Source organism: Alicycliphilus sp. T452 (assembly GCF_054512775.1).
This window is the reverse complement of sequence record NZ_JBTNEH010000009.1, coordinates 58,592-83,952: the sequence shown is the minus strand read 5'-3', so window position 1 is coordinate 83,952 and position 25,361 is coordinate 58,592. Positions and strand designations below refer to the sequence as shown.

At 68.8% G+C, this 25,361-nt stretch carries 29 protein-coding genes; 27 read left to right on the top strand and 2 right to left on the bottom strand.

What is annotated here, in order from left to right:
* The first annotated feature begins 62 nt into the window (after positions 1–62).
* Genes ACX12L_RS10290 through ACX12L_RS10275 form a run of 4 tightly spaced genes read left to right on the top strand, consistent with a single transcriptional unit; the run spans position 63 to position 3,165 of the window.
* Positions 63–1,082 (top strand): RluA family pseudouridine synthase, encoded by a 1,020-nt coding sequence (locus tag ACX12L_RS10290; RefSeq protein WP_459262449.1) that lies wholly within the window; start codon positions 63–65, stop codon positions 1,080–1,082.
* Positions 1,075–1,746: an HAD family hydrolase gene (locus ACX12L_RS10285; protein WP_459262448.1), complete on the top strand. Its 672-nt coding sequence runs from the start codon at positions 1,075–1,077 to the stop codon at positions 1,744–1,746. The genes ACX12L_RS10290 and ACX12L_RS10285 overlap by 8 nt, the downstream gene beginning before the upstream one ends.
* Positions 1,747–1,748: 2 nt before the next feature.
* On the top strand, positions 1,749–2,120 hold the full coding sequence (locus tag ACX12L_RS10280; protein ID WP_459262447.1) for a Rieske (2Fe-2S) protein: 372 nt from the start codon (positions 1,749–1,751) through the stop codon (positions 2,118–2,120).
* A gap of 4 nt (positions 2,121–2,124) precedes the next feature.
* A complete protein-coding gene (locus ACX12L_RS10275; protein WP_459262446.1) occupies positions 2,125–3,165 on the top strand; it encodes a S49 family peptidase in 1,041 nt (346 codons plus the stop codon).
* A 4-nt stretch (positions 3,166–3,169) separates the two neighbouring features.
* Here ACX12L_RS10275 and ACX12L_RS10270 read toward each other — a convergent pair whose 3' ends face one another.
* Both ACX12L_RS10270 and ACX12L_RS10265 read right to left on the bottom strand, forming a co-directional pair.
* Positions 3,170–3,943, bottom strand: a complete 774-nt coding sequence (locus ACX12L_RS10270) for an SAM-dependent methyltransferase (protein WP_459262445.1) — start codon at positions 3,941–3,943, stop codon at positions 3,170–3,172.
* Positions 3,940–4,539: a Maf family nucleotide pyrophosphatase gene (locus ACX12L_RS10265; protein ID WP_459262444.1), complete on the bottom strand. Its 600-nt coding sequence runs from the start codon at positions 4,537–4,539 to the stop codon at positions 3,940–3,942. The genes ACX12L_RS10270 and ACX12L_RS10265 overlap by 4 nt, the downstream gene beginning before the upstream one ends.
* Positions 4,540–4,565: 26 nt before the next feature.
* Here ACX12L_RS10265 and ACX12L_RS10260 point away from each other — a divergent pair, with 26 nt between their 5' ends.
* The 23 genes from ACX12L_RS10260 (at position 4,566) to ACX12L_RS10150 (ending at position 25,319) form a co-directional block, all read left to right on the top strand.
* Entirely contained in the window at positions 4,566–5,117 is a 552-nt protein-coding gene (locus tag ACX12L_RS10260; protein ID WP_459262443.1) for a YceD family protein, read from the top strand.
* Positions 5,118–5,255: 138 nt separating this feature from the next.
* The gene (gene rpmF, locus ACX12L_RS10255) at positions 5,256–5,438 is read left to right on the top strand and encodes a 50S ribosomal protein L32 (protein ID WP_013519991.1); all 183 of its coding nucleotides are present in this window, start codon (positions 5,256–5,258) and stop codon (positions 5,436–5,438) included.
* A 123-nt stretch (positions 5,439–5,561) separates the two neighbouring features.
* On the top strand, positions 5,562–6,593 hold the full coding sequence (plsX, locus tag ACX12L_RS10250; protein WP_459262442.1) for a phosphate acyltransferase PlsX: 1,032 nt from the start codon (positions 5,562–5,564) through the stop codon (positions 6,591–6,593).
* 21 nt (positions 6,594–6,614) lie between these two features.
* A complete protein-coding gene (locus ACX12L_RS10245; RefSeq protein WP_459262441.1) occupies positions 6,615–7,595 on the top strand; it encodes a beta-ketoacyl-ACP synthase III in 981 nt (326 codons plus the stop codon).
* A 61-nt stretch (positions 7,596–7,656) separates the two neighbouring features.
* The gene (fabD, locus tag ACX12L_RS10240) at positions 7,657–8,610 is read left to right on the top strand and encodes an ACP S-malonyltransferase (protein WP_459262440.1); all 954 of its coding nucleotides are present in this window, start codon (positions 7,657–7,659) and stop codon (positions 8,608–8,610) included.
* Positions 8,607–9,344, top strand: a complete 738-nt coding sequence (fabG, locus tag ACX12L_RS10235) for a 3-oxoacyl-ACP reductase FabG (protein ID WP_459262439.1) — start codon at positions 8,607–8,609, stop codon at positions 9,342–9,344. The genes fabD and fabG overlap by 4 nt, the downstream gene beginning before the upstream one ends.
* Positions 9,345–9,447: 103 nt before the next feature.
* Positions 9,448–9,687 carry an acyl carrier protein gene (acpP, locus tag ACX12L_RS10230; protein ID WP_003058049.1) on the top strand — a complete coding sequence of 80 codons (240 nt, stop codon included), beginning with the start codon at positions 9,448–9,450 and terminating at the stop codon, positions 9,685–9,687.
* Positions 9,688–9,745: 58 nt separating this feature from the next.
* Entirely contained in the window at positions 9,746–10,990 is a 1,245-nt protein-coding gene (fabF, locus tag ACX12L_RS10225) for a beta-ketoacyl-ACP synthase II (RefSeq protein WP_459262438.1), read from the top strand.
* A 99-nt stretch (positions 10,991–11,089) separates the two neighbouring features.
* Positions 11,090–11,584 carry a hypothetical protein gene (locus tag ACX12L_RS10220; RefSeq protein ID WP_459262437.1) on the top strand — a complete coding sequence of 165 codons (495 nt, stop codon included), beginning with the start codon at positions 11,090–11,092 and terminating at the stop codon, positions 11,582–11,584.
* Positions 11,581–12,216, top strand: coding sequence for an RNA polymerase sigma factor RpoE (rpoE, locus tag ACX12L_RS10215; protein ID WP_459262436.1), 636 nt, complete (start codon positions 11,581–11,583; stop codon positions 12,214–12,216). The genes ACX12L_RS10220 and rpoE overlap by 4 nt, the downstream gene beginning before the upstream one ends.
* A 39-nt stretch (positions 12,217–12,255) precedes the next feature.
* Complete coding sequence (locus ACX12L_RS10210; protein WP_459262435.1) at positions 12,256–12,894, top strand: sigma-E factor negative regulatory protein; 639 nt, start codon at positions 12,256–12,258, stop codon at positions 12,892–12,894.
* Between the two features lie 121 nt (positions 12,895–13,015).
* Positions 13,016–14,002: a MucB/RseB C-terminal domain-containing protein gene (locus tag ACX12L_RS10205; protein WP_459262434.1), complete on the top strand. Its 987-nt coding sequence runs from the start codon at positions 13,016–13,018 to the stop codon at positions 14,000–14,002.
* Between the two features lie 108 nt (positions 14,003–14,110).
* Positions 14,111–15,592, top strand: coding sequence for a DegQ family serine endoprotease (locus ACX12L_RS10200; protein ID WP_459262433.1), 1,482 nt, complete (start codon positions 14,111–14,113; stop codon positions 15,590–15,592).
* Positions 15,593–16,016: 424 nt separating this feature from the next.
* Positions 16,017–17,825 carry a translation elongation factor 4 gene (gene lepA / locus ACX12L_RS10195; RefSeq protein ID WP_459262432.1) on the top strand — a complete coding sequence of 603 codons (1,809 nt, stop codon included), beginning with the start codon at positions 16,017–16,019 and terminating at the stop codon, positions 17,823–17,825.
* 6 nt (positions 17,826–17,831) lie between these two features.
* Positions 17,832–18,806 carry a signal peptidase I gene (lepB, locus tag ACX12L_RS10190; RefSeq protein WP_459262431.1) on the top strand — a complete coding sequence of 325 codons (975 nt, stop codon included), beginning with the start codon at positions 17,832–17,834 and terminating at the stop codon, positions 18,804–18,806.
* A 13-nt stretch (positions 18,807–18,819) separates the two neighbouring features.
* Entirely contained in the window at positions 18,820–19,185 is a 366-nt protein-coding gene (locus tag ACX12L_RS10185; RefSeq protein ID WP_459262430.1) for a DUF4845 domain-containing protein, read from the top strand.
* A gap of 59 nt (positions 19,186–19,244) precedes the next feature.
* Positions 19,245–19,886 carry a ribonuclease III gene (gene rnc, locus ACX12L_RS10180; RefSeq protein ID WP_459262429.1) on the top strand — a complete coding sequence of 214 codons (642 nt, stop codon included), beginning with the start codon at positions 19,245–19,247 and terminating at the stop codon, positions 19,884–19,886.
* Between the two features lie 5 nt (positions 19,887–19,891).
* Positions 19,892–20,896: a GTPase Era gene (era, locus tag ACX12L_RS10175; RefSeq protein WP_459262528.1), complete on the top strand. Its 1,005-nt coding sequence runs from the start codon at positions 19,892–19,894 to the stop codon at positions 20,894–20,896.
* Positions 20,897–21,117: 221 nt separating this feature from the next.
* Positions 21,118–21,891, top strand: coding sequence for a DNA repair protein RecO (recO, locus tag ACX12L_RS10170; RefSeq protein ID WP_094437886.1), 774 nt, complete (start codon positions 21,118–21,120; stop codon positions 21,889–21,891).
* Positions 21,888–22,655 carry a pyridoxine 5'-phosphate synthase gene (locus ACX12L_RS10165; RefSeq protein WP_459262428.1) on the top strand — a complete coding sequence of 256 codons (768 nt, stop codon included), beginning with the start codon at positions 21,888–21,890 and terminating at the stop codon, positions 22,653–22,655. The genes recO and ACX12L_RS10165 overlap by 4 nt, the downstream gene beginning before the upstream one ends.
* Before the next feature lie 57 nt (positions 22,656–22,712).
* Positions 22,713–23,105 (top strand): holo-ACP synthase, encoded by a 393-nt coding sequence (acpS, locus tag ACX12L_RS10160; RefSeq protein WP_459262427.1) that lies wholly within the window; start codon positions 22,713–22,715, stop codon positions 23,103–23,105.
* Between the two features lie 67 nt (positions 23,106–23,172).
* A complete protein-coding gene (gene nagZ / locus ACX12L_RS10155) occupies positions 23,173–24,255 on the top strand; it encodes a beta-N-acetylhexosaminidase (RefSeq protein ID WP_459262426.1) in 1,083 nt (360 codons plus the stop codon).
* Between the two features lie 2 nt (positions 24,256–24,257).
* On the top strand, positions 24,258–25,319 hold the full coding sequence (locus ACX12L_RS10150) for a 6-phosphofructokinase (RefSeq protein ID WP_459262527.1): 1,062 nt from the start codon (positions 24,258–24,260) through the stop codon (positions 25,317–25,319).
* Positions 25,320–25,361: the final 42 nt, after the last annotated feature.

Genomic DNA, 25,361 nt, shown 5'->3' with positions numbered 1-25,361 from the left:
CCGAGCCGGGCCGTGTCCTTTAAACTCCAGACAAATCAACCGCTTACACATTCGTCGCGCAGGTGAAACACATTATAGGGGGCAAACCCGCCCAGGGCAGAGCCCCAGTTGAAGCCCCTGCGGCACGCATCGTCGAGGTCGATGCCGAGTCCGCGGGCCAGCGGCTCGACAACTTCCTGATACGCCACCTCAAGGGCGTGCCCAAGACCCACGTCTACCGCATCATCCGCAGCGGCGAGGTGCGCCTGAACAAGGGCCGCGCCAGCGCCGACGCGCGCGTGGCCGCGGGCGACCGGGTGCGCCTGCCGCCCGTGCGCGTGTCGGACAAGGTGCAGGACAAGGCCGAACACCCCGCGCCCGCGCGCGAATTCCCCATCCTGCTGGAGGACGAGCACCTCATCGCGCTCGACAAGCCCGCCGGCGTGGCCGTGCACGGCGGCAGCGGCGTGAGCTTCGGCGTGATCGAGCAGCTGCGCCAGGCCCGGCAGGAGGCGCGCTTCCTGGAGCTGGTGCACCGGCTGGACCGCGAGACCTCGGGCATCCTGCTCGTGGCCAAGCGGCGCTCGGCGCTCAAGCACCTGCAGGACCAGTTCCGGGAGCGCGAGACCGGCAAGACCTACCTGGCCCTGGTGCCGGGCGCCTGGCCGGCCAACAAGAAGGTCATCGACCTGCCGCTGCACAAATACCTGCAGGAGGATGGCGAGCGCCGCGTGCGCGTCACCACGCCCCAGGACCCCGACGGCATGCGCTCCATCACCCTGGTCAAGGTACGCAGCCACCTCCCCGCCCGCCCGCTGCAGGGCCTGCCCGCGATGAGCCTGCTGGAGGTGACCATCAAGACCGGGCGCACGCACCAGATCCGCGTGCACCTGGCCTCCCAGGGCCACCCGATCGCGGGCGACGACAAATACGGCGACTTCGACCTGAACCGGCGCCTGCAGAAGCAGGGCCTCAAGCGCATGTTCCTGCATGCGTGGCGCCTGCAGTTCGACCACCCGGCCAGCGGCGAGCGCATGGAGCTGCGCGCCGAGCTGCCGCCCGAGCTGGCGGCCTTTCTTTCCACCGGACATGCCGATGCCTGAATCCCCCCGCCCGCGCCGTTTCGACCTGATCGCCTTCGACTGGGACGGCACGCTGTTCGACTCCACCGCCATCATCGTGCGCAGCATCCAGGAGGCCGTGCGCGACTTGGGAGGCGCCGTGCCCAGCGACGAGGCCGCCGCCTGGGTCATCGGCATGGCGCTGCCCCAGGCGCTGGCCCATGCCGCGCCCGACGTGCCGCGCGAGAAATACGCCGAGCTGTCCAACCGCTACCGCTACCACTACTTCAGGCGCCAGGACGACGTGACCCTGTTCGGCGGCGTGCTGCCCATGCTGCAGGCCCTGCGCGCGCGCGGCCACCTGCTGGCCGTGGCCACGGGCAAGAGCCGGCGCGGCCTGGACCAGGTGCTGCAGATGGTGCAGCTGCGCGGCATGTTCGACGGCTCGCGCACGGCCGACGAGACGGCCGGCAAGCCCCATCCGCTGATGCTGCAGGAGCTGATGGCCGAGTTCGGCGTGGAGCCCGGGCGCCTGCTCATGATCGGCGACACCACGCACGACCTGGAGATGGCCCGCGCCGCCGGCTGCGCCAGCGTGGGCGTGGGCTATGGCGCGCACGACCAGGCGGGCTTCGCCGAGTTCGGCCCGCTGTGCGTGGCCCCGTCCGTGGCCGCGCTGCACCGCTGGCTGCTGGAGAACGCCTGACCATGCCCGATGCGCAACGCATACCCCTGTGCGCCAGCGACGCCCTCGTCGACGGCGGCCTCGCCGCGGCCTTCGACGTCTGCTACCGCGGCCAGAACCTGCGCGCCTTCGCCATCCGCTACGAGGGGCGGGTGCACGCCTACCTGAACCGCTGCACCCACGTGGCGATGGAAATGGACTACCAGGAAGGCCATTTCTTCGACGACAGCGGCTGCCGGCTCATCTGCGCCACCCATGGCGCGGTGTTCGCGCCCGACACCGGCGCCTGCCTCGGCGGCCCGGCACGCGGGCCGCTGGCCAAGGTGGCCCTGAGCGAAGAAGGCGGCATGGTGTACTGGCATACTGCCCCCGATCTGCACCCCGTAGCGTTCTGACACCATGACCGAGCCCACCCGCACCGAACCCACAGGATTCGACGGAAATCAGCCTCAACCGCCCGACCTGTGGGCGCGGAAAGCTACTGAAACGGAAGCAAGAAAGGCCGCCTCCGCCACGCCCGGCTGGGAGCGCGAGTTGCTCGAAAAGCTCGTGCTCGGCACGCTCGCCGAGCAGCGCGCGGCGCGGCGCTGGCGCAACTTCTGGCGCTTCGGCTGGCTCGTCCTGATCGTCCTGGTGGGCTGGGCCGTGGTCTCGCGCGACATCGCCAGCCCCGCCAAGAGCGCCCCGCACACGGCGGTGGTGGACGTCAAGGGCGAGATCGCCGCCGGCGCCGAGGCCAGCGCCGAGTTCGTCGTGGCCGCCATGCGCAGCGCCTTCGAGGACTCGGGCTCGCAGGCCGTGGTGCTGCTCATCAACTCGCCCGGCGGCAGCCCGGTGCAGGCCGGCATGATCAACGACGAGATCGTGCGCCTGAAGGCCAAGTACAACAAGCCCGTGTACGCGGTGGTGGAGGAGACCTGCGCCTCGGCCGCCTACTACATCGCGGCGGCGGCCGACGACATCTTCGTGGACAAGGCCAGCATCGTGGGCAGCATCGGCGTGCTCATGGACGGCTTCGGTTTCACCGGCACCATGGAAAAGCTCGGCGTGGAGCGCCGCCTGCTCACCGCGGGCGAGAACAAGGGCTTCCTGGACCCGTTCAGCCCGCAGTCGCCCACGCAGCGCGGCTATGCCCAGCAGATGCTGGACCAGATCCACCAGCAGTTCATCGCCGCGGTCAAGCAGGGCCGGGGCGAGCGCCTGAAGGCCACGCCCGAGACCTTCAGCGGCCTGTTCTGGACCGGCCAGCAGGCCGTGGAGATGGGCCTGGCCGACCAGTACGGCAGCCTGGACTACGTGGCGCGCGAGATCGTCAAGGCCGAGGACGTGATCGACTACACGCGCCGCGACAACGTGGCCGAGCGCTTGGCGCGCAAGTTCGGCGCCACGTTCGGCGAAACCGTGCTGCGCGGCATGCGCGCGGCGCCGGCGCTGCGCTGAGGCTTCAAGCCCCCAGCGCGAACACGACCGGCACGTGCTTGCCGGGCGGCGGCGCGTTCGAGGCGCGCCACTGCTGCACGCTGCGGCATTGCACCTCGCCCTGCGGGAGCGTCAGTCCTGCCGCCACGGCCAGGCGCGTGCCGGGCTGCAGCGCCTGCAGCAGCGTCTGCCACAGCGCGGCGTTGCGGTAGGGCGTTTCTATGAAAAGCTGCGTCTGGCCGGTCTTCAGCGCCAGGGCCTCCAGCTGGCGCATGCGCTGGGCGCGCTCGGCGGCGTCCTGCGGCAGGTAGCCCACGAAGGCGAAGTTCTGGCCGTTCAGGCCGCTGGCGGCCAGCGCCAGCAGCAGCGAGACGGGGCCGACCAGCGGCACCACGCGCGCGCCCATGCCGTGCGCGGCGCGCACCACCGAACTGCCGGGGTCGGCCACGGCGGGCATGCCGGCCTCGCTGACCAGGCCCATGTCGTGGCCCGCCAGCAGGGGGGCGAGCAGGGCCGTGGCGTCGATGCTCGCATGGTCCTTGCCGCCATGGTCGCCCTTCTTGTGCACCTCGCGCGGCAGCTCCGTGATGTGCTGCTGCTGCAGGGGCGCGGCCAGTGCGTGCAGGGCGTCGATGCGCTTGAGGTAGGCGCGGCAGCTCTTGGCGTTCTCGCAGATCCAGTGGGTGAGCAGCGCGGCCCGGCGCAGCGTGCCCTCGGGCAATGCGTCTTGCAGTGGGGTCTGCGCGTCGCAGCCGAAGTCGAGCGGCGCAGGCACGAGGTAGAGCGTGCCGGTGGTCATGGCAGCGTCAGTCCCGCGGCGCGCAGCATGCGGCAGGTGCGGATCAGCGGCAGGCCGATGAGGGCCGTGGGGTCGTCGCTGTCGATCGCATCCAGCAGGGCGATGCCCAGGCCCTCGCTCTTGGCGCTGCCGGCGCAGTCGTAGGGCTGCTCGGCGTGCAGGTAGCGCTCGATCTCGGCATCCGACAGATCCCGGAAGCGCACGTGCACGGGGGCCAGGTCCACCTGCTCGAACCCCGTGGCCTGGCAGGCCACGGCCAGCGCGGTGTGGAAGACGACGGTCCGGCCGCGCATCCGGCGCAGCTGCGCCGTCGCCCGTTCGTGGCTGCCGGGCTTGCCCAGGGGCTCGCCGTCGAGGTCGGCCACCTGGTCCGAGCCGATGACCACCGCCTGCGGGTGGGCGGCGGCCACGGCCCGCGCCTTGGCCAGCGCCAGACGCAGCGCCAGCGCGCGCGGGGCCTCGCCCGCCAGCGGGGTTTCATCGACGGCGGGGGCGGCCACGTCGAAGGGCAGGCCCAGGCGGGCCAGGAGTTCGCGCCGGTAGCGCGAGGTCGATCCCAATACCAGGGAACGGGGCAGGGAAGGGGGTTCCAGCATGTCCTGATTCTCTTACACTGCCCGCCATGACCAAGGAACATTCCCCCGACCGGCTGGACGTCAAGGCCTTTGCCCAGGCCGGCGCTCACCTGTCCGGTCATGACACGCTGCTCAAGTACCAGCGCCTGGCCGAAGAAGCCAAGGGCCTGCATCCCGACCTGCGCGTGGACTGGATGGCCGATGGCGAACTGCGCACCACCCATGGCATCGCCGGCCAGGTCTGGCTGCGCCTGAAGGCGAGTGCGAGCCTGCCCATGATCTGCCAGCGCTGCCTGCAGCCGGTGGACGTGCCGCTGGAGGTGGACCGGGAATTCCGCTTCGTCGCCGACGAGGCCACGGCCGAGGCGCTCGACAGCGACAGCGAGGAAGACCTGCTGGCCCTGAGCCGCGAGTTCGACCTGCGCGAGCTCATCGAGGACGAACTGCTCATGGCACTGCCCGTGGTGCCGCGCCACGACGAGTGCCCCGCCGAGGTCCGGATGGCATCGAGCGACGAGGACTTCGAGGAGGCCAGCGCGCAAAAGCCCAACCCGTTCGCGGCCCTGGCCGGGCTGCGCAAGGACAAGCCGGGGGACTGACGGGCCGTTCCCATCCAGGCCGCGCCGTATGCAAAATCATTTGTCATATAATGGCGGGCTTCACGCGAAACCCCCCTCGTGTCTTCAATGGGCTGATCGCGTTTTTTACCAACCCTTTCAAGACCCTAGGAGCCGATCATGGCTGTTCAGCAAAACAAGAAGTCCCCTTCCAAGCGCGGCATGCACCGCTCGCACAACGCCCTGACGACGCCGGGCACGGCCGTGGAGCCCACGACCGGCGAAACCCATCTGCGCCACCACATCAGCCCCAACGGCTTCTACCGTGGCCGCCAGGTGCTGAAGAACAAGTCCGAAGCCTGATCTCCAGGCTGCCCAACCAAGGGCCCGTTGCTACAGATGGCGTAGCGCGGGCCTTTGTCGTTTTGGCTTGCGCCAGAATGACGACTGTTTTTCATGACTGCCTGACGGACCGACTACCTGCCGATGATCACACTGGCTGTTGACTGCATGGGGGGCGACCACGGCCCCGGCGTGACGCTTCCCGCGTGCCGCCAGTTTCTCGCGCATCACCCCGATGCGCGCCTGCTGCTGGTCGGGCAGCCCGCCAGCCTGCAGGGAGTGGTGCATGAGCGCGCGACCGTGGTCGCGGCCTCCGAGATCGTCTCCATGGACGACCCCGTGGAGGTGGCGCTGCGCCGCAAGAAGGATTCCTCGATGCGCGTGGCCATCCAGCAGGTCAAGGATGGCGCGGCGCAGGCGGCCGTGTCGGCCGGCAACACCGGCGCGCTGATGGCGATCGCGCGCTACCTGCTCAAGACGCTCGACGGCATAGACCGTCCGGCGATCGCCACCCAGATGCCCAACGAGCGGGGCGGCGCCACGACCGTGCTGGACCTGGGCGCCAACGTGGACTGCTCGGCGGAGCACCTGCTGCAGTTCGCCGTCATGGGCTCGGCCCTGGTCTCCGCCCTCAGGAACACGGACGCGCCCAGCGTGGGCCTGCTCAACATCGGCGAAGAGCTCATCAAGGGCAGCGAAGTCATCAAGAAAGCCGGCGAACTGCTGCGTTCTGCGGCCAATTCCGGCGATCTCAACTTCCACGGCAACGTCGAGGGCAACGACATCTTCAAGGGCACGGTGGACATCGTGGTCTGTGACGGCTTCGTGGGCAACGTGGCGCTCAAGGCCAGCGAAGGGGTTGCCTCGATGATCGTGGGTGCGCTCAAGCAGGAGTTTTCGCGCGGCATCCTGACGAAAATGGCCGCCATCGTCGCCTATCCGGTGCTATCCGCGCTGATGCGCCGCATGGATCACCGGCGCTACAACGGCGCGGCCCTGCTCGGCTTGCGCGGCCTGGTTTTCAAGAGCCATGGCTCGGCCGACGTGCTGGCTTTCGAGCAGGCGTTGAACCGGGCGTATGATGCGGCCCGCAACAACCTGCTCGACCGCGTCCGTGCGCGGGTTGCGCATGCGGCGCCCCTGCTGGCCGCCGCAGACGCCCAGCCCGCATCCTGACCGGCCCCGGCCCTTCTATAGATGAGACGCTATTCCCGCATTACCGGCACCGGCAGCTGGCTTCCGCCGCGCCGTGTGACCAACGATGATCTGGTGGCCCAGCTGGCAGGGCAGGGCATCGAGACCTCCGACCAATGGATCGTGGAGCGCACCGGCATCCATGCGCGCCACTTCGCCGAGCGCGACGTGACCAGCAGCGACCTGGCGCTGGAGGCCTCGCGCCGCGCCTTGGAGGCCGCCGGCCGCCAGGCGCAGGACATCGACCTGATCATCGTCGCCACGTCCACGCCGGACATGGTGTTTCCCTCCACCGCAGCCATCCTGCAGCACAAGCTGGGCATCACCAACGGCTGCCCCGTGTTCGACGTGCAGGCCGTCTGCAGCGGCTTCGTCTATGCGCTGACGGTGGCGGACGCCATGATCCAGTCGGGCGCCGCCAGCCGCGCGCTGGTGGTGGGCGCCGAGGTGTTCAGCCGCATCCTGGATTTCAGCGACCGCACCACCTGCGTGCTGTTCGGCGACGGCGCCGGCGCCGTGGTGCTCGAGGCCTCCGATACGCCGGGCATCCTGGCGAGCGACTTGCATGCCGACGGCAGCCACGTGGACATTCTGTGCGTGCCGGGCCATGTCTATGGCGGGCAGATCCTGGGCGACCCGCTGCTCAAGATGGATGGCCAGGCCGTGTTCAAGCTGGCCGTGGGCGTGCTGGAGAAGGCCGCGCGCGCCGCTCTGGACAAGGCGGGGCTCACGGACGCCGACATCGACTGGCTGATTCCGCACCAGGCCAACATCCGCATCATGCAGAGCACGGCGCGCAAGCTGAAGCTGTCCATGGACAAGGTGGTGGTGACGGTGGGCCAGCATGGCAACACCTCTGCGGCGTCCATCCCCCTGGCCCTGGACCATGCCGTGCGCGGCGGCCAGGTCCGGCCCGGCCAGACCGTCATGCTCGAAGGCGTGGGCGGCGGCTTCACCTGGGGTGCCATACTCCTGAAAATGTAGCTCCTGGCGCTTGCCTGGAAAGCGCTAAAGCCTGATTTCGTTCGTATTCCAAGAAGAGACAATGGCCAACACCTTTGCATTCGTTTTCCCCGGCCAGGGCTCACAGTCCGTGGGCATGCTGGACGCCTGGGGCGACCACCCCGTGGTGGCCGAGACGCTGCGCGAGGCCTCGGACGCCCTTGGCGAGGATGTGGGCGCGCTGATCCACTCCGGCCCCAAGGAGGCCCTGGCCCTGACCACCAACACCCAGCCCGTGATGCTGGTGGCCGGCGTGGCCGCCTGGCGCGCGTGGCGCGCCGAGGGCGGCGCGCTGCCTGCGGCCGTGGCCGGGCACTCGCTGGGCGAATACTCCGCGCTCGTGGCGTCGGGCGTGCTGACGCTGGCGCAGGCCGCGCCCCTGGTGCGCCTGCGCGCCGCCGCCATGCAGGAGGCCGTGCCCGTGGGCGTTGGCGCCATGGCCGCCATCCTGGGGCTGGATGCCGCCAAGGTCATCGCCGGCTGCGCCGAGGCCACTGCCAGCTTCGGGGCCGGTTCGCCCGAGGTGGTCGAGGCCGTGAACTTCAACGACCCGGCCCAGACCGTGATCGCCGGCACCAAGGCCGGCGTGGACAAGGCCTGCGAGGTGCTCAAGGCCGCCGGTGCCAAGCGCGCGCTGCCGCTGCCCGTGTCCGCGCCGTTCCACTCCAGCCTGATGAAGCCGGCGGCCGAGAAGTTGCGCACGGCCCTGGCCCTGCTTGCACTGGCCGCGCCGCAGATCCCCGTGATCAACAACGTGGACGTGGCCGTGCAGCACGACGCCGACGCCATCCGCGACGCCCTGTACCGCCAGGCCTTCGGCCCCGTGCGCTGGGTGGAATGCGTGCAGGCCCTCAAGGCCCGCGGCGTGACCCACGTGATCGAATGCGGCCCGGGCAAGGTGCTGGCCGGCATGACCAAACGCATCGCCCCCGAGCTGATCGGGGCCTCTTTGTACGACCCGGCCACGCTGGCCGAAACCAAGGAGCTGCTGGCATGAGCGAGACCACCCCCCAGATTGCGCTGGTCACCGGCGCCACGCGCGGCATCGGCGCCGCCATCGCCGCCGAACTGGCATCCCGCGGCCTGCGCGTGATCGGCACGGCCACCACCGACGAGGGCGCCGGGCGCATCTCCCAGGCGCTGGCCGCCCACGGCGGCAAGGGCGTGAAGCTGAACGTGACCGACGGCGCGGCCGTGGACGCGCTGGTGGACGCCATCGTCAAGGAGCATGGCGGCCTGCACGTGCTGGTGAACAACGCCGGCATCACGCGCGACACCCTGGCCATGCGCATGAAGGATGACGACTGGGACGCCGTGCTCGACACCAATCTCAAGGCCGTCTTCCGCGTGAGCCGCGCCGCCATCCGCCCCATGATGAAGCAGCGCTTCGGCCGCATCATCAGCATCACCAGCGTGGTGGGCGCCTCGGGCAACCCCGGCCAGGCCAACTACGCGGCCGCCAAGGCCGGCGTGGCCGGCATGACGCGTGCGCTGGCGCGCGAGCTCGGCAGCCGCGGCATCACCGTGAACTGCGTGGCGCCCGGCTTCATCGCCACCGACATGACGGCCGACCTGCCCGAAGAGCAGAGGAAAGCGCTCAAATCCCAGATCGCCATGGGCGACCTGGGCCAGCCCAGCGACATCGCGCATGCCGTGGCGTACCTCGCCTCGGCGGGCGCCGGCTATGTGACGGGGCAGGAATTGCACGTCAATGGCGGCATGTACATGTAGTTGAGACAAGTTGACGCCGGATTGTCCGTGCGGCGGGTTGCTAGGGAGCTTTGCCCGAAGCAGCTAGAATCGCGGATTCATTCACAACCCCCCGAGGGAAACCATGAGCGATATCGAAGCACGTGTCAAAAAAATCATTGCCGAACAACTCGGCGTGGAAGAGTCTCAAGTCACCAACGAAAAGGCCTTCGTGGCCGACCTGGGTGCCGACTCGCTGGACACGGTGGAACTGGTGATGGCTCTGGAAGACGAGTTCGGCATCGAGATCCCTGACGAAGACGCAGAGAAGATCACGACGGTGCAGAACGCCATCGACTACGCCAATACCCATCAGAAGGCCTAAGCCACTGCGGCCCCGCGTGTACCGGGGCGCGGCATCCGATCAGCAAAAGGTTTAACGCATGAGCCGTCGTCGCGTTGTCGTGACCGGCCTGGGTTGCATCACCCCCGTGGGTAACACGGTGGCCGATGCCTGGGCCAACATCCTCGCCGGAAAATCCGGTATCGACCTCATCACCAAGTTCGACACAACGAACTTTGCCTGCAAGATCGCGGGCGAGGTCAAGGGTTTTGACCTGGAGTCCTACATCAGCGCCAAGGATGCGCGCACCATGGACAGCTTCATCCACTACGGCATTGCTGCTGCCCAGGAGGCGGTGCGCGATGCGGGCCTGCCCACGGGCGAGGCGCTGGATGAGGAACTGGCCACCCGCATCGGCTGCATCATCGGCTCCGGCATCGGCGGCCTGCCGCTGATCGAGAACACCCACGCGGAACTGACCAACCGCGGCCCGCGACGCATCACGCCGTTCTTCGTGCCGGCGTCGATCATCAACATGGTGGCGGGCCATGTGTCCATGCGTTTCGGCTTCAAGGGTCCGAATCTTTCGGTGGTGACGGCCTGCACCACCGGCCTGCACTGCATTGGCGAGGGCGCGCGCAAGATCGAGTACGGCGATGCCGACGTGATCGTGGCCGGCGGCACCGAAGCCACCGTGTCCCCGCTGGGCGTGGGTGGCTTTGCCGCCATGCGTGCCCTGTCCACGCGCAACGACGATCCCAGGACGGCCTCGCGCCCCTGGGACAAGGACCGCGACGGCTTCGTGCTGGGCGAGGGCGCCGGCGTGCTGGTGCTCGAGGAATACGAGCACGCCAAGGCGCGCGGTGCGCGCATCTATGCCGAGATCACCGGCTACGGCATGAGCGCCGACGCGGGCCACATGACGGCCCCCAGCATGGACGGTCCGCGCCGCGCCATGCAGGCCGCGCTGCGCAATGCGGGCCTGAATCCAGACCAGGTGCACTATCTCAACGCCCACGGCACCTCCACGCCGCTGGGTGACCTGAACGAAACCAATGCCATCAAGGCCGCCCTGGGCGACCATGCCAGGAAGATGGTGGTGAGTTCGACCAAGTCCATGACCGGCCACCTGCTGGGCGGCGCCGGCGGCATCGAGAGCGTGTTCACCGTACTCGCGCTGCACCATCAGAAGGTACCGCCGACGATCAACATCTTTGAGCAGGATCCGGAGTGCAACCTGGATTACTGCGCCAACACCGCGCGCGACATGAAGATGGATGTCGCGCTCAAGAACAACTTCGGCTTCGGTGGCACCAACGGTACGCTGGTGTTTCAGCGCGTCTGAGCGGCGTGCTCCCGGCGCAGCGCAATGCCCGCGCGGCTTGAAGCCGCATCGGGCATAGCCGGGCCTGCGACCATGCGCGCTCCACCGCATGCGCCGGCCGTGCGCTATCCCTGTGGCCGCTCGCCGGCCGTGGGCTGGGCGCTGGCCATCGTGGCCGCCGCAGCTCTGGCGGGAACGCTCGCCTGGCTGGCGCTGGGTACTGCGGATGCGGACATGGCCGTCAAGGCCGTGGCTGGCCTGGGGCTCTGGCTCCTGTGTGCCGCGGCGGCCTGGCGCTGGTGGCGGCGCATGCCCGTGGGGCATCTGGTCTGGGATGGCGGCCAATGGCTGCTCGAATGCGGCGCACCCGGGCACGATCCCGCGCAGGGCGGGCCGCATGTCCATCTGGATCTGCAGGGCGGCCTGCTGCTGTCCGTCCGGCCCCCGCGGGGGCGGCCGTCATGGCTCTGGCTCGAACGGCGCAGCGATCCGGTTCAATGGGCGGTGCTGCGGCGTGCGGTATATTCGCCCGCCCGTAGCAAAGCGCCGGACCCGGCAGAAGCAACCGACGCAGCACCCTCCGAGCCGGATGGCGGAGTAACGACCAAGACATGACAGCACCCTCGCCAGCGCCACCCGATTCCGCCGACAGCGATCTGCGCCTGGTCGAGCGCACGGTCGCCGGCGACCAGCGGGCCTACGAGCTGCTGGTCATCAAGTACCAGCGCCGCATCGAACGCCTGGTGGGGCGCATGGTGCGCGACGTGGACCTGATACCCGACATCACGCAGGAGACCTTTCTGCGGGCGTACCGCGCGCTGCACCAGTTCCGCGGCGAGGCCCAGTTCTATACCTGGCTGTACCGCATTGCCGTGAACACCGCCAAGAAGGCCCTGGTGGACATCAAGCGCAACCCTGTGATCTCGGAAAGCAGCCTGCGCTCGGGCGGCGACGAGGAAGATGAAACTTCCCTGCTGGACCGCGAACTAACCAGCGACGAAACCCCCGAAACCGTGCTCGCGGCCCAGGAAGTGGCGGCGGCGGTGAACGCTGCCATGGAGGCCTTGCCCGAGGATCTGCGCCAGGCCGTGACGCTCAGGGAGATCGAGGGTTTGAGTTACGAGGAGATTTCCGTGGCCATGGCGTGTCCGATCGGGACCGTGCGGTCGCGGATCTTCCGGGCCCGCGAGGCCATATCGGCGAAGGTCAAGCCCTTGCTCGAAAAGCAGTCGGGCAAGCGGTGGTAGCAGGAAGGTCGGAGATTGCGCACTATGGCAGGTGATTCCATGAACGACGATGCGAGGATGCGTGAACATCTGTCGGCCCTGGCCGATGGCGAGTTGCAGGGCGAGGCGTTTGCCCAGGCGGTGGCCTATGCCGCGACCGAGGAGGGCGAATCGGCCTGGCGTATCTACCACCTGATCGGCGACACCCTGCGCAGCTCCGAGGTGACGCATGTCGCCGATCCGGCGCTTCTGGGGCGCCTGCGCGAACAACTGGCGCTGGAGCCCCGGCACGGCGGCGTGGCCACGGCCCAGCCGCTGGTCCAGGTGGCGCCCGCGCCGCGCGAAGCCGCGCCCCATGCGCGGGATGCCGCGGCCAACGTCTCCGTCTTCCGCTGGAAGCTTGCGGCGGGCTTTGCCTCGCTGGCCGCGGTGGCGGCCCTGGGCTGGAACGCCTACCTGGGCCTGGGCGGCGGCGCCGCGCCCCAGGGGGCGCAGCTTGCCGCGGCGCAGCCGCCTGCCGAGGCCGTGGTGCCCGCGTTCGTGGCAACGGCGGGCGGGCCGCAGGGGCAGCAGATCATGATCCGCGACCCGCGCCTGGACGAGTTGCTGGCTGCGCACAAGCAGTTCGGCAGTACCTCTGCGCTGCAGATGCCTGCGGGTTTCCTGCGCAATGCGACCTTCGAGGCTCCGGCGCGCTGAGGGCGGGCGAGCGCATATTCGGCAGCCGGGCGAGCGCATGAGCGTGCACGGGAACGGGATGCCGCCGAGGCATCGTGCCTCCCTTCGCCGGGCGGCGCGCTGCGTGGCCGTGGTGGGCTGCATGCTCATGGCTGCCGCACCCGCTGCCCGCGCGCACGAGGCGAACACGGCTGCGCCGGGAGAGGCGCGCGAGTCCATGGACGTGGCCGCCTGGATCGGCCGCATGCGCCAGGCTGCGCTCGGGCGCAATTACAGCGGCACCTTCGTGGTGCTGTCGGCGCATGGCGCGATGGCCAGTTCCCGCATCTGGCACGCCTGCGATGGGCAGAGCCAGATCGAACGCGTGGAATCGCTGAGCGGCACGCCCCGTGTCGTCTTCCGCCGCGATGGCGAGGTTCGCACCTTCCTGCCACGCGAGCGCATCGTGCGCAGCGAAATGCAGGGCGCTTCCGCTTCCTTCCCGCGTGTGCCCGATGCGGCCGGGGTTCAGCCGGCACGGCACTACATGGTGCAGATGGGCCGGCCGGAGCGCGTGGCGGGGCTCGATGCCGACATGCTCGCCTTCGTGCCGCGCGATGCCTGGCGCTTCGGCTACCGTGTCTGGATCGACCGGGCATCCGGGCTGCTCGTGAAGATGCAGACCCTCGATGGCGACGGGCGCGTGCTGGAGCAGGCGGCGTTCTCGGAACTGACCATGGGGGTGCCCCTGGGCCTGCAGTCCATGGCGCGCATGATGGCCGATGTGGCCGGCTATCGCCTGGTGGCCGTGTCCACGCAGCCGACCACCGCGCAGGCCGAGGGCTGGACCCTGGACGAGACCGTGGCCGGCTTCGCGTCGCAGGGGTGCTACAGGCGGCAAGGCCTCGCGCCGGCGGAGCCGGCACGGCCGGTCGTGCAATGCATTTATTCCGACGGCATGGCGACCCTGTCGGTTTTCATGGAGCCCTACGTCGCGCGGCGCCACCCATTGGCGGTTCAGGAGGCCAGCATGGGCGCCACGCAGGTGCTGGCGCAGAGGATGTCCGGAGACACCTGGGTCACTGCCGTGGGCGAGGTGCCGCCGCGGACGCTGCGGTACTTCATGCAAACCATGCGGCGCGGGCGCTGAGGCCGCGCGTCGGGCGCGGCGATGGCGGGGAACCAATGGCGCCGCGCAACTTCACATACTGCATTCCCCGCGGGTGGCGGGGCAACTCTTTGAGGATGGGAAAGACCGATGATGTCGAGGATCGAGTGGAAACAGGGGCTGCAGTCCTGCGCCTTGGCGGCGATGGTGGCGCTGGCCGGGGGAACGGGCCTGCTGGCGGGCGCATCCGCGGCGCACGCCCAGTCGGCGCCCGCGCTGAGAGGGCTGCCCGATTTCACCGAACTGGTGGAGCAGGTGGGGCCCTCGGTCGTGAACATCCGCACCCTGGAAAAGGTGGCGGCCCGTCCGTCGATCGATGGCATGGACGAGGACATGCTGGAGTTCTTCAAGCGCTTCGGCCTGCCCGTTCCCAACATCCCGCGCCAGCAGGGGCCCAGGCGCCAGCAGCCCGAGGAACAGCCGCGCGGCGTGGGCTCGGGCTTCATCCTCAGCAGCGACGGCTACGTGATGACCAATGCCCACGTGGTCGAGGGCGCGGACGAGGTGGTCGTGACCCTGACCGACAAGCGTGAATTCAAGGCCCGGATCGTCGGCGCCGACAAGCGCACCGACGTGGCCGTGGTGAAGATCGACGCCACCGGCCTGCCGGCCGTGCGCGTGGGCGACGTGAGCCGCCTGAAGGCCGGCGAATGGGTCATGGCCATCGGCTCGCCCTTCGGGCTGGAGAACACGGTGACGGCGGGCATCGTCAGCGCCAAGCAGCGCGACACGGGCGACTACCTGCCCTTCATCCAGACCGACGTGGCCATCAACCCCGGCAATTCGGGCGGGCCCCTGATCAACATGCGCGGCGAGGTGGTGGGCATCAACAGCCAGATCTACTCGCGCTCCGGCGGCTTCATGGGCATCTCGTTCGCCATCCCCATCGACGAGGCCATGCGCGTGAGCGAGCAGCTGCGCGCCAGCGGGCGCGTGACGCGCGGCCGCATCGGCGTGCAGATCGAGTCCGTGTCCAAGGACGTGGCCGAATCGATCGGCCTGGGCAAGTCGCAGGGCGCGCTGGTGCGCGGCGTGGAGCCGGGCTCGCCCGCGGAGAAGGCCGGCATCGAGGCGGGCGACATCATCACCCGCTACGACGGCAAGGCGGTGGAGAAGGTGGCCGACCTGCCGCGCCTGGTGGGCAACACCAAGCCGGGCACGAAGACCAGCATCACGGTCTTCCGCCGGGGCGCCGCGCGGGACCTGACGATCACCATCGCCGAGGTCGAGCCCGACGAGAAGGCCGTGGCCAAGGCCGCGGAGGGCAATGGCAAGGGCAAGTCGCCGTCAGTGGCCGCGCAGCAGCTCGGCCTGGTGGTGGCGGAGCTGACGCCGGCCCAGGCGAAGGAACTCAAGATCAAGGGCGGCGTGCGCGTGGTCTCGGCCGAGGATGCGGCCGCGCGCGCGGGCCTGCGTGCGGACGACGTGATCGTGGCCCTGGCCAACACGGAGGTCCGCAGCCTCAAGGATTTCGAGGCCGCGCTGGCCAAGGCCGACAAGGGCAAGCCCGTGAACGTGCTGCTGCGGCGCGGCGAGTGGGCGCAGTACGCGCTGATCCGCCCCGCGCGCTGAGGCACCCCGCATCCCGCTCGGGAATAGGGCTTTGTGCCTGGCGCGTGGCGTCCGGCGCAAAGTCCTATCTGCCCATTTCGATAGAATGCACCCTTGATACAGAAGTATTCGCTATAAACTCGGTGCTGCTGCGCCGCCATGCGGAAACGCATGGCGCAATTCACAGCCGCTCCACAGTTTGCACACCTGTTGTTCAGAGAGGGCGGAATTTCTGTGGATAATCTGTTGATAAAATTTTCGTTGCACCATGGCAACGGCCCTCGGCAGTCGTTGGATGGCCTCCCCCCGGGAGGCTTTTTGCCTACAATGAGGCTCCAACCATCGCAGTTGCCAAAGATTGTTGGTTCAGGGCGCGTCGCTTGTTTGACGCGCCCTTTTTTCTTGTCCTGGGTCTTGCCATTCAAACATTTGTCGTATCCCGTTGATGAACCACATCAGAAATTTTTCGATCATTGCGCACATCGACCACGGCAAGTCCACGCTTGCTGACCGCATCATCCAGCGCTGCGGGGGCCTCGCCGACCGCGAGATGGAGGCGCAGGTGCTCGACTCGATGGACATCGAGAAGGAGCGTGGGATAACCATCAAGGCGCAGACCGCGGCGCTGCAGTACAAGTCCAGGGACGGGCAGGTCTACAACCTCAACCTCATCGACACGCCGGGCCACGTGGACTTCTCGTACGAGGTCTCGCGCTCGCTCTCCGCATGCGAGGGCGCGCTGCTGGTGGTGGATGCCTCGCAGGGCGTGGAGGCGCAGACGGTGGCCAACTGCTACACGGCCCTCGACCTGGGTGTGGAAGTGCTGCCCGTGCTCAACAAGATGGACCTGCCCCAGGCCGACCCCGAGAACGCCAAGGCCGAGATCGAGGACGTGATCGGCATCGACGCGAGCGAGGCTCTTCCCATCTCGGCCAAGACCGGCATGGGCATCGACGACGTGCTCGAACAGATCGTGGCCAAGGTGCCGGCGCCGCGCGGCAAGCCCGATGCGCCGCTGCGCGCCATGATCATCGACAGCTGGTTCGACAGCTACGTGGGCGTGGTGATGCTGGTGCGCGTGGTCGATGGCGAGCTGAAGAAGGGCGAGCGCTTCAAGATGATGGCCACGGGCGCCGCCTACGAGGCCAACCAGCTCGGCGTCTTCACCCCCGCCAACGTGCAGCGCGACGCGCTCAGGGCGGGCGAGGTGGGCTACATCATCGCGGGCATCAAGGAGCTGAAGGCCGCCAAGGTGGGCGACACCATCACGCTGGAGAAGAAGCTGCCCAACAACGCGGGCCCGGCCACCGAGGCGCTGCCCGGCTTCAAGGAGATCCAGCCCCAGGTGTTCGCCGGGCTCTACCCCACCGAGGCCAACCAGTACGACGCGCTGCGCGACGCGCTGGAGAAGCTCCAGCTCAACGACGCCTCGCTGCACTTCGAGCCCGAGGTGAGCCAGGCGCTGGGCTTCGGCTTCCGCTGTGGCTTCCTGGGCCTGCTGCACATGGAGATCGTGCAGGAGCGCCTGGAGCGCGAGTTCGACCAGGACCTGATCACCACCGCGCCCAGCGTGGTGTACGAGGTGGTCAAGGGCGACGGCGAGGTCATCATGGTGGAGAACCCCTCCAAGATGCCGGACCAGGGCCGCATCCAGGAGATCCGCGAGCCCATCGTCACCGTGCACCTGTACATGCCGCAGGACTACGTGGGCCCGGTGATGACGCTGGCCAACCAGAAGCGCGGCGTGCAGATGAACATGCAGTACCACGGCCGCCAGGTCATGCTGACCTACGAGCTGCCGCTGGGCGAGATCGTGCTGGACTTCTTCGACAAGCTCAAGAGCGTGTCGCGCGGCTATGCCTCGATGGACTACGAGTTCAAGGAGTACCGCGCCTCCGACGTGGTGAAGGTGGACATCCTGCTCAACGGCGAGAAGGTGGACGCGCTGTCCATCATCGTGCACCGCACGCAGGCCGCCTACCGGGGCCGCGCCGTGGCGGCCAAGATGCGCGAGATCATCAGCCGCCAGATGTTCGACGTGGCCATCCAGGCCGCGATCGGCGCCAACATCATCGCGCGCGAGACCATCAAGGCGCTGCGCAAGAACGTGCTGGCCAAGTGCTACGGCGGCGACATCACGCGCAAGAGGAAGCTCTTGGAAAAGCAGAAGGCGGGCAAGAAGCGCATGAAGCAGATCGGCTCGGTGGAAGTTCCGCAGGAGGCGTTCCTCGCCATCCTGCAAGTGGAGGATTGATACGCGATGCAAGCCATGCAATACATCACGGGCGCCGTGCTCGCGGCCTTCGTGGGCTATATCGGCGCCTGGTACGTGGGCGCCATAGAAGGCAATTTCGCGCTGCTGCTGTTCCTTGCCACCGTGGTCACGGGCGGCTACTGGCTGGCCGAGCGGCTGGTGTTCCTGCCGCGCAGGCGCAAGGCAGCGCAGGCACTGGAGGACGCCGCGGCCCAGCGCCGCGCGGAGCTCGACCGCATGGGCATCCAGAAGGTGGACGGCGATGTGGAGGAGGCCAAGGGCCGCATCCTCATGCAGCCCTGGTGGCTGGACTGGACGGCGGGCCTGTTCCCGGTGATCGCCGTGGTGTTCCTGCTGCGCTCGTTCCTGTTCGAGCCGTTCAAGATCCCCTCGGGCTCGATGATCCCGACGCTGCTCGTGGGCGACCTGATCCTCGTGAACAAGTTTACCTACGGCCTGCGCCTGCCCGTGCTGGGCACCAAGATCACCCAGGGCAAGCCGATCGAGCGCGGCGACGTGGTGGTGTTCCGCTACCCGCCCCAGCCCAGCATGGACTACATCAAGCGCGTGGTCGGCCTGCCCGGCGACGAGGTGGCCTACCTGAACAAGCGCCTCACCGTGAACGGCCAGAGCGTGCCGGCCACGGCGCTGCCCGACTTCTTCGACCGCGATGCGATGCGCTACTTCAAGCAGTTCGAGGAGCAGCTCGGCACGCACCGCCACCGCATCCTCAACAACCCCGAGATGCCGGCCTTCGTGCAGGGGGCCAGCAACTACCAGTTCCGCGACCAGTGCCGCTACAGCGTCGAGGGCGTGTCCTGCAAGGTGCCCGAGGGCCACTACTTCATGATGGGCGACAACCGCGATAATTCGCTCGATTCGCGCTACTGGGGGTTCGTGCCGGATGCGAACATCGTCGGCAGGGCCTTCTTCGTGTGGATGAATTTCGGCGATCTGAAACGCATAGGCTCGTTCAACTGAGGGGGAGGTAGGTATGGGTCTGCAACGCACGGCAGCACGTTCGCGCCAGCGCGGGCTGTCTTTCATCGGCGTGATCTTCGTGGGCCTGCTGGCCGTCTCGGCGTTTGCCATCGGCGGGCAGTCCGTCCCCGTCTTCATCGAGTACGTAGCCATCAAGAAGGCGGCCGCCAAGGCCGCGCGCGATGGCACCACGGTGCCGGAGATCCGCGCCGCGTTCGACCGCGCCGCGCAGATCGACGACATCCATTCCATCTCCGGCAAGGACCTGGAGATCACCAAGCGCAACGACAAGGTCGTCGTCTCGTTCAGCTATTCGCGTGAGATACCGCTGGCGGGGCCGGCCTACCTGGTCTACCGCTTCCAAGAATCGACCAAATAGGGCCGGTCCTCGTAGTGCCATCCGACAGCCTCCCGGCGCTGCAGCAGCGGCTGCAGCACATGTTCTCCGATCCCTCGCTGCTGCAGCGTGCCGTCACGCACCGCAGCTTCTCGGCCGACCACAACGAGCGCCTGGAGTTCCTGGGGGATTCGGTGCTGAGCCTGGCCGTCTCCAGCCTGCTGTTCAAGCGCATGCAGGGCCTGCCCGAGGGCGAGCTCTCGCGCGTGCGCGCCCTGCTCGTCCGGCAGGAATCGCTGCACGGCATCGCCGTGCGCCTGCAGCTGCCGCAGGTGCTGCGCCTGGGCGAGGGCGAATCGCGCTCCGGCGGCAAGCTGCGTCCCTCCATCCTGGCCGATGCGCTGGAGGCGATCATCGGCGCCGTCTACCTGGACGCGGGCTACGAGCAGGCCCAGGCCCTGGTGCACCGCCTGTTCGAGGGTGTGGAGCTGAGCCCGCGCCTGCAGGAGGCCGCCAAGGACGCCAAGACGGCGTTGCAGGAGTGGCTGCAGGGCCGCAAAATGAGCCTGCCGCAGTACCGCGTGGTGCAGACCACGGGGGTCGCGCACAAGCAGGTGTTCCACGTCGCATGCGAGGTCCCCGCGTTGCGGCTGGCCGAGCGCGGCAGCGGCGCGTCGCGCCGCGCGGCCGAACAGGCGGCAGCCGCCGCCATGCTGGCCCAATTGAAAGCAAAGCACGCATGAATGCTATGAATGTAGTAGCTGGCAGCGCCGATGAACCGGATGCTGGCGGCCAGAATGACCTTGAATCCATGCTCGCCGCCGCGCGGGCGGGCGGCAGCGCGGCGGGCGACGCCGCGGGCCAGCGCTGCGGCCTGATCGCCATCGTGGGCAAGCCCAACGTGGGCAAGTCCACGCTGATGAACGCGCTCGTGGGCCAGAAGATCTCGATCACCAGCCGCAAGGCCCAGACCACGCGCCACCGCATCACCGGCATACGCACGCGGGGGCAGACGCAGTTCGTGTTCGTGGACACGCCGGGCTTCCAGACGCGGCACAGCACGGCGCTGAACAAGTCGCTGAACAAGACGGTGATGGGCGCGATCGGCGACGTGGACCTGATCCTCTTCGTGGTCGAGGCCGGCAGCTTCACGCTGGCCGACGCCAAGGTGCTGAGCCTGTTCAAGCCCGGCATCCCCACGCTGCTCATCGCCAACAAGCTCGACACCGTGCACCGCCGCGCCGAGATCGCGCCCTGGCTCAAGGGCATGCAGGAGCGCCACCCGTTCGCCGAGTTCGTGCCCATGTCGGCCAAGAACAAGGGCGACATCGAGCGCCTGTTCGGCATTTGCGAGAAGTACCTGCCCGAGCAGCCCTGGTGGTACGCCGAGGACGAGCTGACCGACCGCAGCGAGAAGTTCCTCGCGAGCGAGACCGTGCGCGAGAAGCTGTTCCGCTTCACGGGCGACGAGCTGCCCTACACGTCCACCGTGGTCATCGACAAGTGGGACGAGGAAAAGAGCAAGCAGCACAAGCGCTTCATCCGCATCGCGGCGACCATCGTCGTGGAGCGCGACGGCCACAAGGCCATGGTGATCGGCGAGAAGGGCGAGCGCCTCAAGCGCATCAGCACCGAGGCGCGCCAGGAGCTGGAAAAGCAGCTCGACGCCAAGGTGTTCCTCGAAGTCTGGGTCAAGGTGCGCTCCGGCTGGGCCGACGACGAGGCGCGCGTACGCTCCTTCGGTTATGAATGATGGACACCCCCCTGAGGCGCTTCGCGCCTTCCCCCCAGGGGGACGCCGCCGGTGGCCTGGCAAAGCCAGCTCCACGGCGTCCGCTGGCATGGCCTGCTCCGCGGCCTTCTGACAGGTGGCCCGGGTGCGGGTTTCAGGCGCTGCGGGCGGCGTGCGCATGTAAATCGGCCTCTGGCGCTTATCCAATAAGCGCTGGCAGCTATTGAAAGAATAGCTTCGCCATGGCTACGCGCCGCATTGCCGACGAGCCCGCCTACATCCTGCACGCCTACGATTGGAGCGAGTCGAGCCTGATCCTGGACGTGTTCACGCGCCACTACGGGCGCGTCGCCCTGGTCGCCAAGGGCGCGAAGAAGCCCACCTCCAACTTCCGCCCCGTGCTGCTGCCGCTGCAGCCGCTGCGCCTGGCCTGGGGCCTGGCGGGCGAGGTCGGGCAGGGCGAGATCCACACGCTCAAGGCCGCGGAGTGGGTGGGCGGCCACGTGCTGCCCACGGGCGACGCGCTGCTGTCGGGCCTGTACCTCAACGAGCTGCTCTTGCGCCTGCTGGCGCGCGAGGACACGCATGCCCAGCTTTTCGACCTGTACGCGGGCGTGGTGCGCGTGCTCGGCAGCGGCGCGCACGGCGAGGCGCTGGAGCCCGTGCTGCGCGCCTTCGAGTTGCTGCTGCTGCGCGAGATCGGCCTGCTGCCCGCGCTCGATGCCGAAACCGCCACGCTCGGCGCGCTGGCGCCGCAGTCGCGCTACGCCCTGGTGGCCGAAGGGGGCCTGCGCGCCGCGGCCCATGGCGAGCGCGCGGCCCTCACGGGCGCGCAGTGGCTGGTGCTGCAGCGGGCGCTGGAGCAGGGCTACACGGCGGTCCTGCGCGCCGTGGCCGGCGCGGGAGCCCCCGCCGCCGGAGAGCTCAAAGCACAATTGCGCGCGCTGCTGCAATACCATTGCGGAAGCCCCCTGCTGCGCACGCGCCAGCTCATGATGGACCTGCAATCGCTATGACCTCCCTCCCACGCACAGCCCTCTCGGTCAACGTCAACAAGGTGGCCCTGGTGCGCAACACGCGCCATCTGGGCATACCCAGCGTCACGCGCGCCGCGCAGCTGTGCCTGCAGGCGGGCGCGCAGGGCATCACCGTGCACCCGCGGCCCGACGAGCGCCATATCCGCGCCCAGGACGTGCACGAGCTGGCCGCCCTGCTCAAGCAATGGCCGCAGGCCGAGTTCAACATCGAGGGCAACCCCACGCACAACCTGATGGAGTTCATCCGCCAGGTGCTTCCTGCCCAAGCCACCTTCGTGCCCGACAGCGTGGGCCAGTTCACCAGCGACCATGGCTGGCGCTTCCCCGGTGACGCCGAGCGGCTCGCCTCTCTGGTGGCCGAATGCAAGGCCCTGGGCGTGCGCGTCAGCCTGTTCATGGACCCCGTGCCCGACCAGATGGCCGCTGCCAGGGCCGTGGGCGCCGACCGCGTGGAGCTCTACACCGAGCCCTATGCGGCGGCCTGGGGCACGCCCCGGCAGTCCGCCGAGCTCGCGCGCTACCGCGCCGCGGCCCAGGCCGCGCTGGACGCGGGCCTGGGCGTGAACGCCGGCCACGACCTGAACCGCGACAACCTGGCCGACTTCCTGGCCGCCGTGCCCGGCGTGCTCGAAGTCTCCATAGGCCATGCGCTGATCGCCGACGCGCTGGAACTGGGCTACGGCGACACGGTGCGCGCCTACCAGCGCTGCATAGACCAGGGCATGCTCGAACGCGACTCCTGATTCCATAGCTGCTGGCGCTTGTTGCACAAGCGCTGGGGGCCTATTTCACTTGAAACCATGATCTATGGCATAGGCACGGACATCTGCGACGTGCGCCGCATCCGCGACAGCCTGGCGCGCCATGGCGACCGCTTCGCCGAGAAGGTGCTGGCGGACGGCGAGCTGACCACCTGGCGCGCACGCGGCGCGCGCTGGCCCGAGCGCGGCGTGCGCTACCTGGCCACGCGCTTTTCCGCCAAGGAGGCGTTCAGCAAGGCCATAGGCCTGGGGATGCGCATGCCCATGACCTGGCGCCACTGCGAGGTGGCCAAGCTGGCCAGCGGTCAGCCGACCATCGTGCTGCACGGCGCGCTCAAGGACTGGTTCGAGGCGCGCGGCCTGCGCTGCCACCTGAGCGTGACCGACGAGAGCGACTACGCCGCGAGTTTCTGCGTGGTGGAGAAGGATTGAAGCCAAAATGGCCTCCAGCGCCCGTCCATCAAGCGCTGGAAGCTATCGAAATGAAAGCGAAAGACAAATGACGGAACACGCCCCCCTCATCATCGACGTGGCCGGCACGCAGCTGAGCGCCGACGACCGCCGCCGCCTGGCCCACCCGCTCGTGGGCGGCGTGATCCTGTTCGCGCGCAACTGGCAGGACCGCGCGCAGCTGCTCGCGCTCACGGCCGCCATCAAGGCCGTGCGCCACGACCTGCTGATCTGCGTGGACCACGAGGGCGGGCGCGTGCAGCGCTTTCGCACCGACGGCTTCACCCACATCCCGCCCATGCGCGCTTTCGGCGAGCTGTGGATGAACGACGGCAAGGCGGGGCAGGGCAGCGGCGCCCTGCGCGCCATGGACGCGGCCACGGCGGCGGGCTACGTGCTGGGCAGCGAGCTGCGCGCCTGCGGCGTCGATTTCTCCTTCACGCCCGTGCTCGACCTGGATTGGGGCGAGAGCGGCGTGATCGGCGACCGCGCGTTCCACCGCGACCCGCGCGTGGTCGCCATGCTGGCGCGCGCGCTCATGCAGGGGCTGCTGCAGGCGGGCATGGCCAACTGCGGCAAGCATTTCCCGGGCCACGGCTTCGTCCGGGCCGACTCGCACACCGAGATCCCGGTGGACCGGCGCAGCCTCAAGGCCATCCTGGCCGACGATGCGGCGCCGTACCCGTGGCTGTCCACCGTGCTCACCAGCGTCATGCCGGCGCACGTCATCTATCCCAAGGTGGACGGCCGCCCCGCGGGCTTCTCGGCCAGGTGGCTGCAGGACATATTGCGCGGCCGGCTGCGCTTCGACGGCGCCGTCTTCAGCGACGACCTGAGCATGGAGGGCGCGCGGCGCATCGATGGCCAGGTGGTCAGCTATACCGACGCGGGCGTGGCCGCGCTCAATGCTGGCTGCGACCTGGTGCTGCTGTGCAACCAGAGCCTGGGCGACGGCCAGGCCGTGGACGAACTCATAGCCGGCCTGGCCGACGCCCAGGCCGCGGGCCGCTGGCAGGCCAGCAGGGCCAGCGAGGCGCGCCGCCAGGCGCTGCTGCCCGAGACCCTGCCGCAGCCCTGGGACGACCTCATGGTGCAGCCGGCCTACATGCACGCGCTGGACCTGCTGCCATGAACATGCGCATCGGCGTGCTCACGGGCGGGGGCGATTGCCCCGGCCTGAACGCGGTGATCCGCGCCGTCACCAAGTCGCTGATCCAGCATGGCCACGGCAAGGGGGTCGAGGTGCTGGGCATCCTGGACGGCTTCGAGGGCCTGATGGGCGACGCGCCGCGCGCCCGGCCGCTGGTGTGGGACCGGGTCTCGGGCATCCTGCACATGGGCGGCACCATCCTGGGCACGAGCAACAGCGCCAACCCCCTGAAGGACGAGGCCACGCTGGAGCAGGTGCGGCGCAACGTGCGCGCCCTGGGCCTGGACGTGGTCGTGGCCATAGGCGGCGACGGCACCATGAGCCTGGCGCACGGCCTGCAGCGAATCGGCCTGGCCTGCGTGGGCGTGCCCAAGACCATAGACAACGACATCGCGCTGTGCGAGCGCAGCTTCGGCTTCGACACGGCCGTGGCCACGGCCACCGACGCGCTGCGCCGCGTGGAGAGCACGGCCAACAGCCACCACCGCGTGATGATCGTCGAGACCATGGGCCGCCACGCGGGCTGGCTGGCGCTGGAGAGCGGGATCGCCGGCGCGGCCGACGTGATCCTGCTGCCCGAGATCGACTACGACCTGCAGGCCATCGTCCGCCGCTGCCGCGAGCGCGAGCGGCGCCAGCGCTACACCATCATCTGCATAGGCGAGGGCGCCAAGCCGCGCGGCGGCGAGATCACCGTGCGCGAACGCGTGGCCGGCAGCCCCGACCCGGTGCGCCTGGGTGGCGTGGGCCACGTGCTGCGCCAGCAGCTGCAGCCGCACCTCAAGAGCGAGGTGCGCACCACCGTGCTGGGCTACGTGCAGCGCGGCGGCGACCCCACGCCGTTCGACCGCGTGCTGGCCACGCGCTTCGGCCACCACGCGGCGCAGCTGGTGATCGCCGGCCAGCTGGACCGCATGGTCACGCTGCAGGACGGGCGCATCGGCAGCGTGGAGATCGCCCGGGTGGCGAACACCCAGCGCAAGGTGCCGCCGGACCACGACCTGATCACCATGGCGCGCGACATCGGCGTGTGCCTGGGTGATTGATCTGCTTCAGGTTTGAGAGCTGGCAGCGCTTGGCTGGAAAGG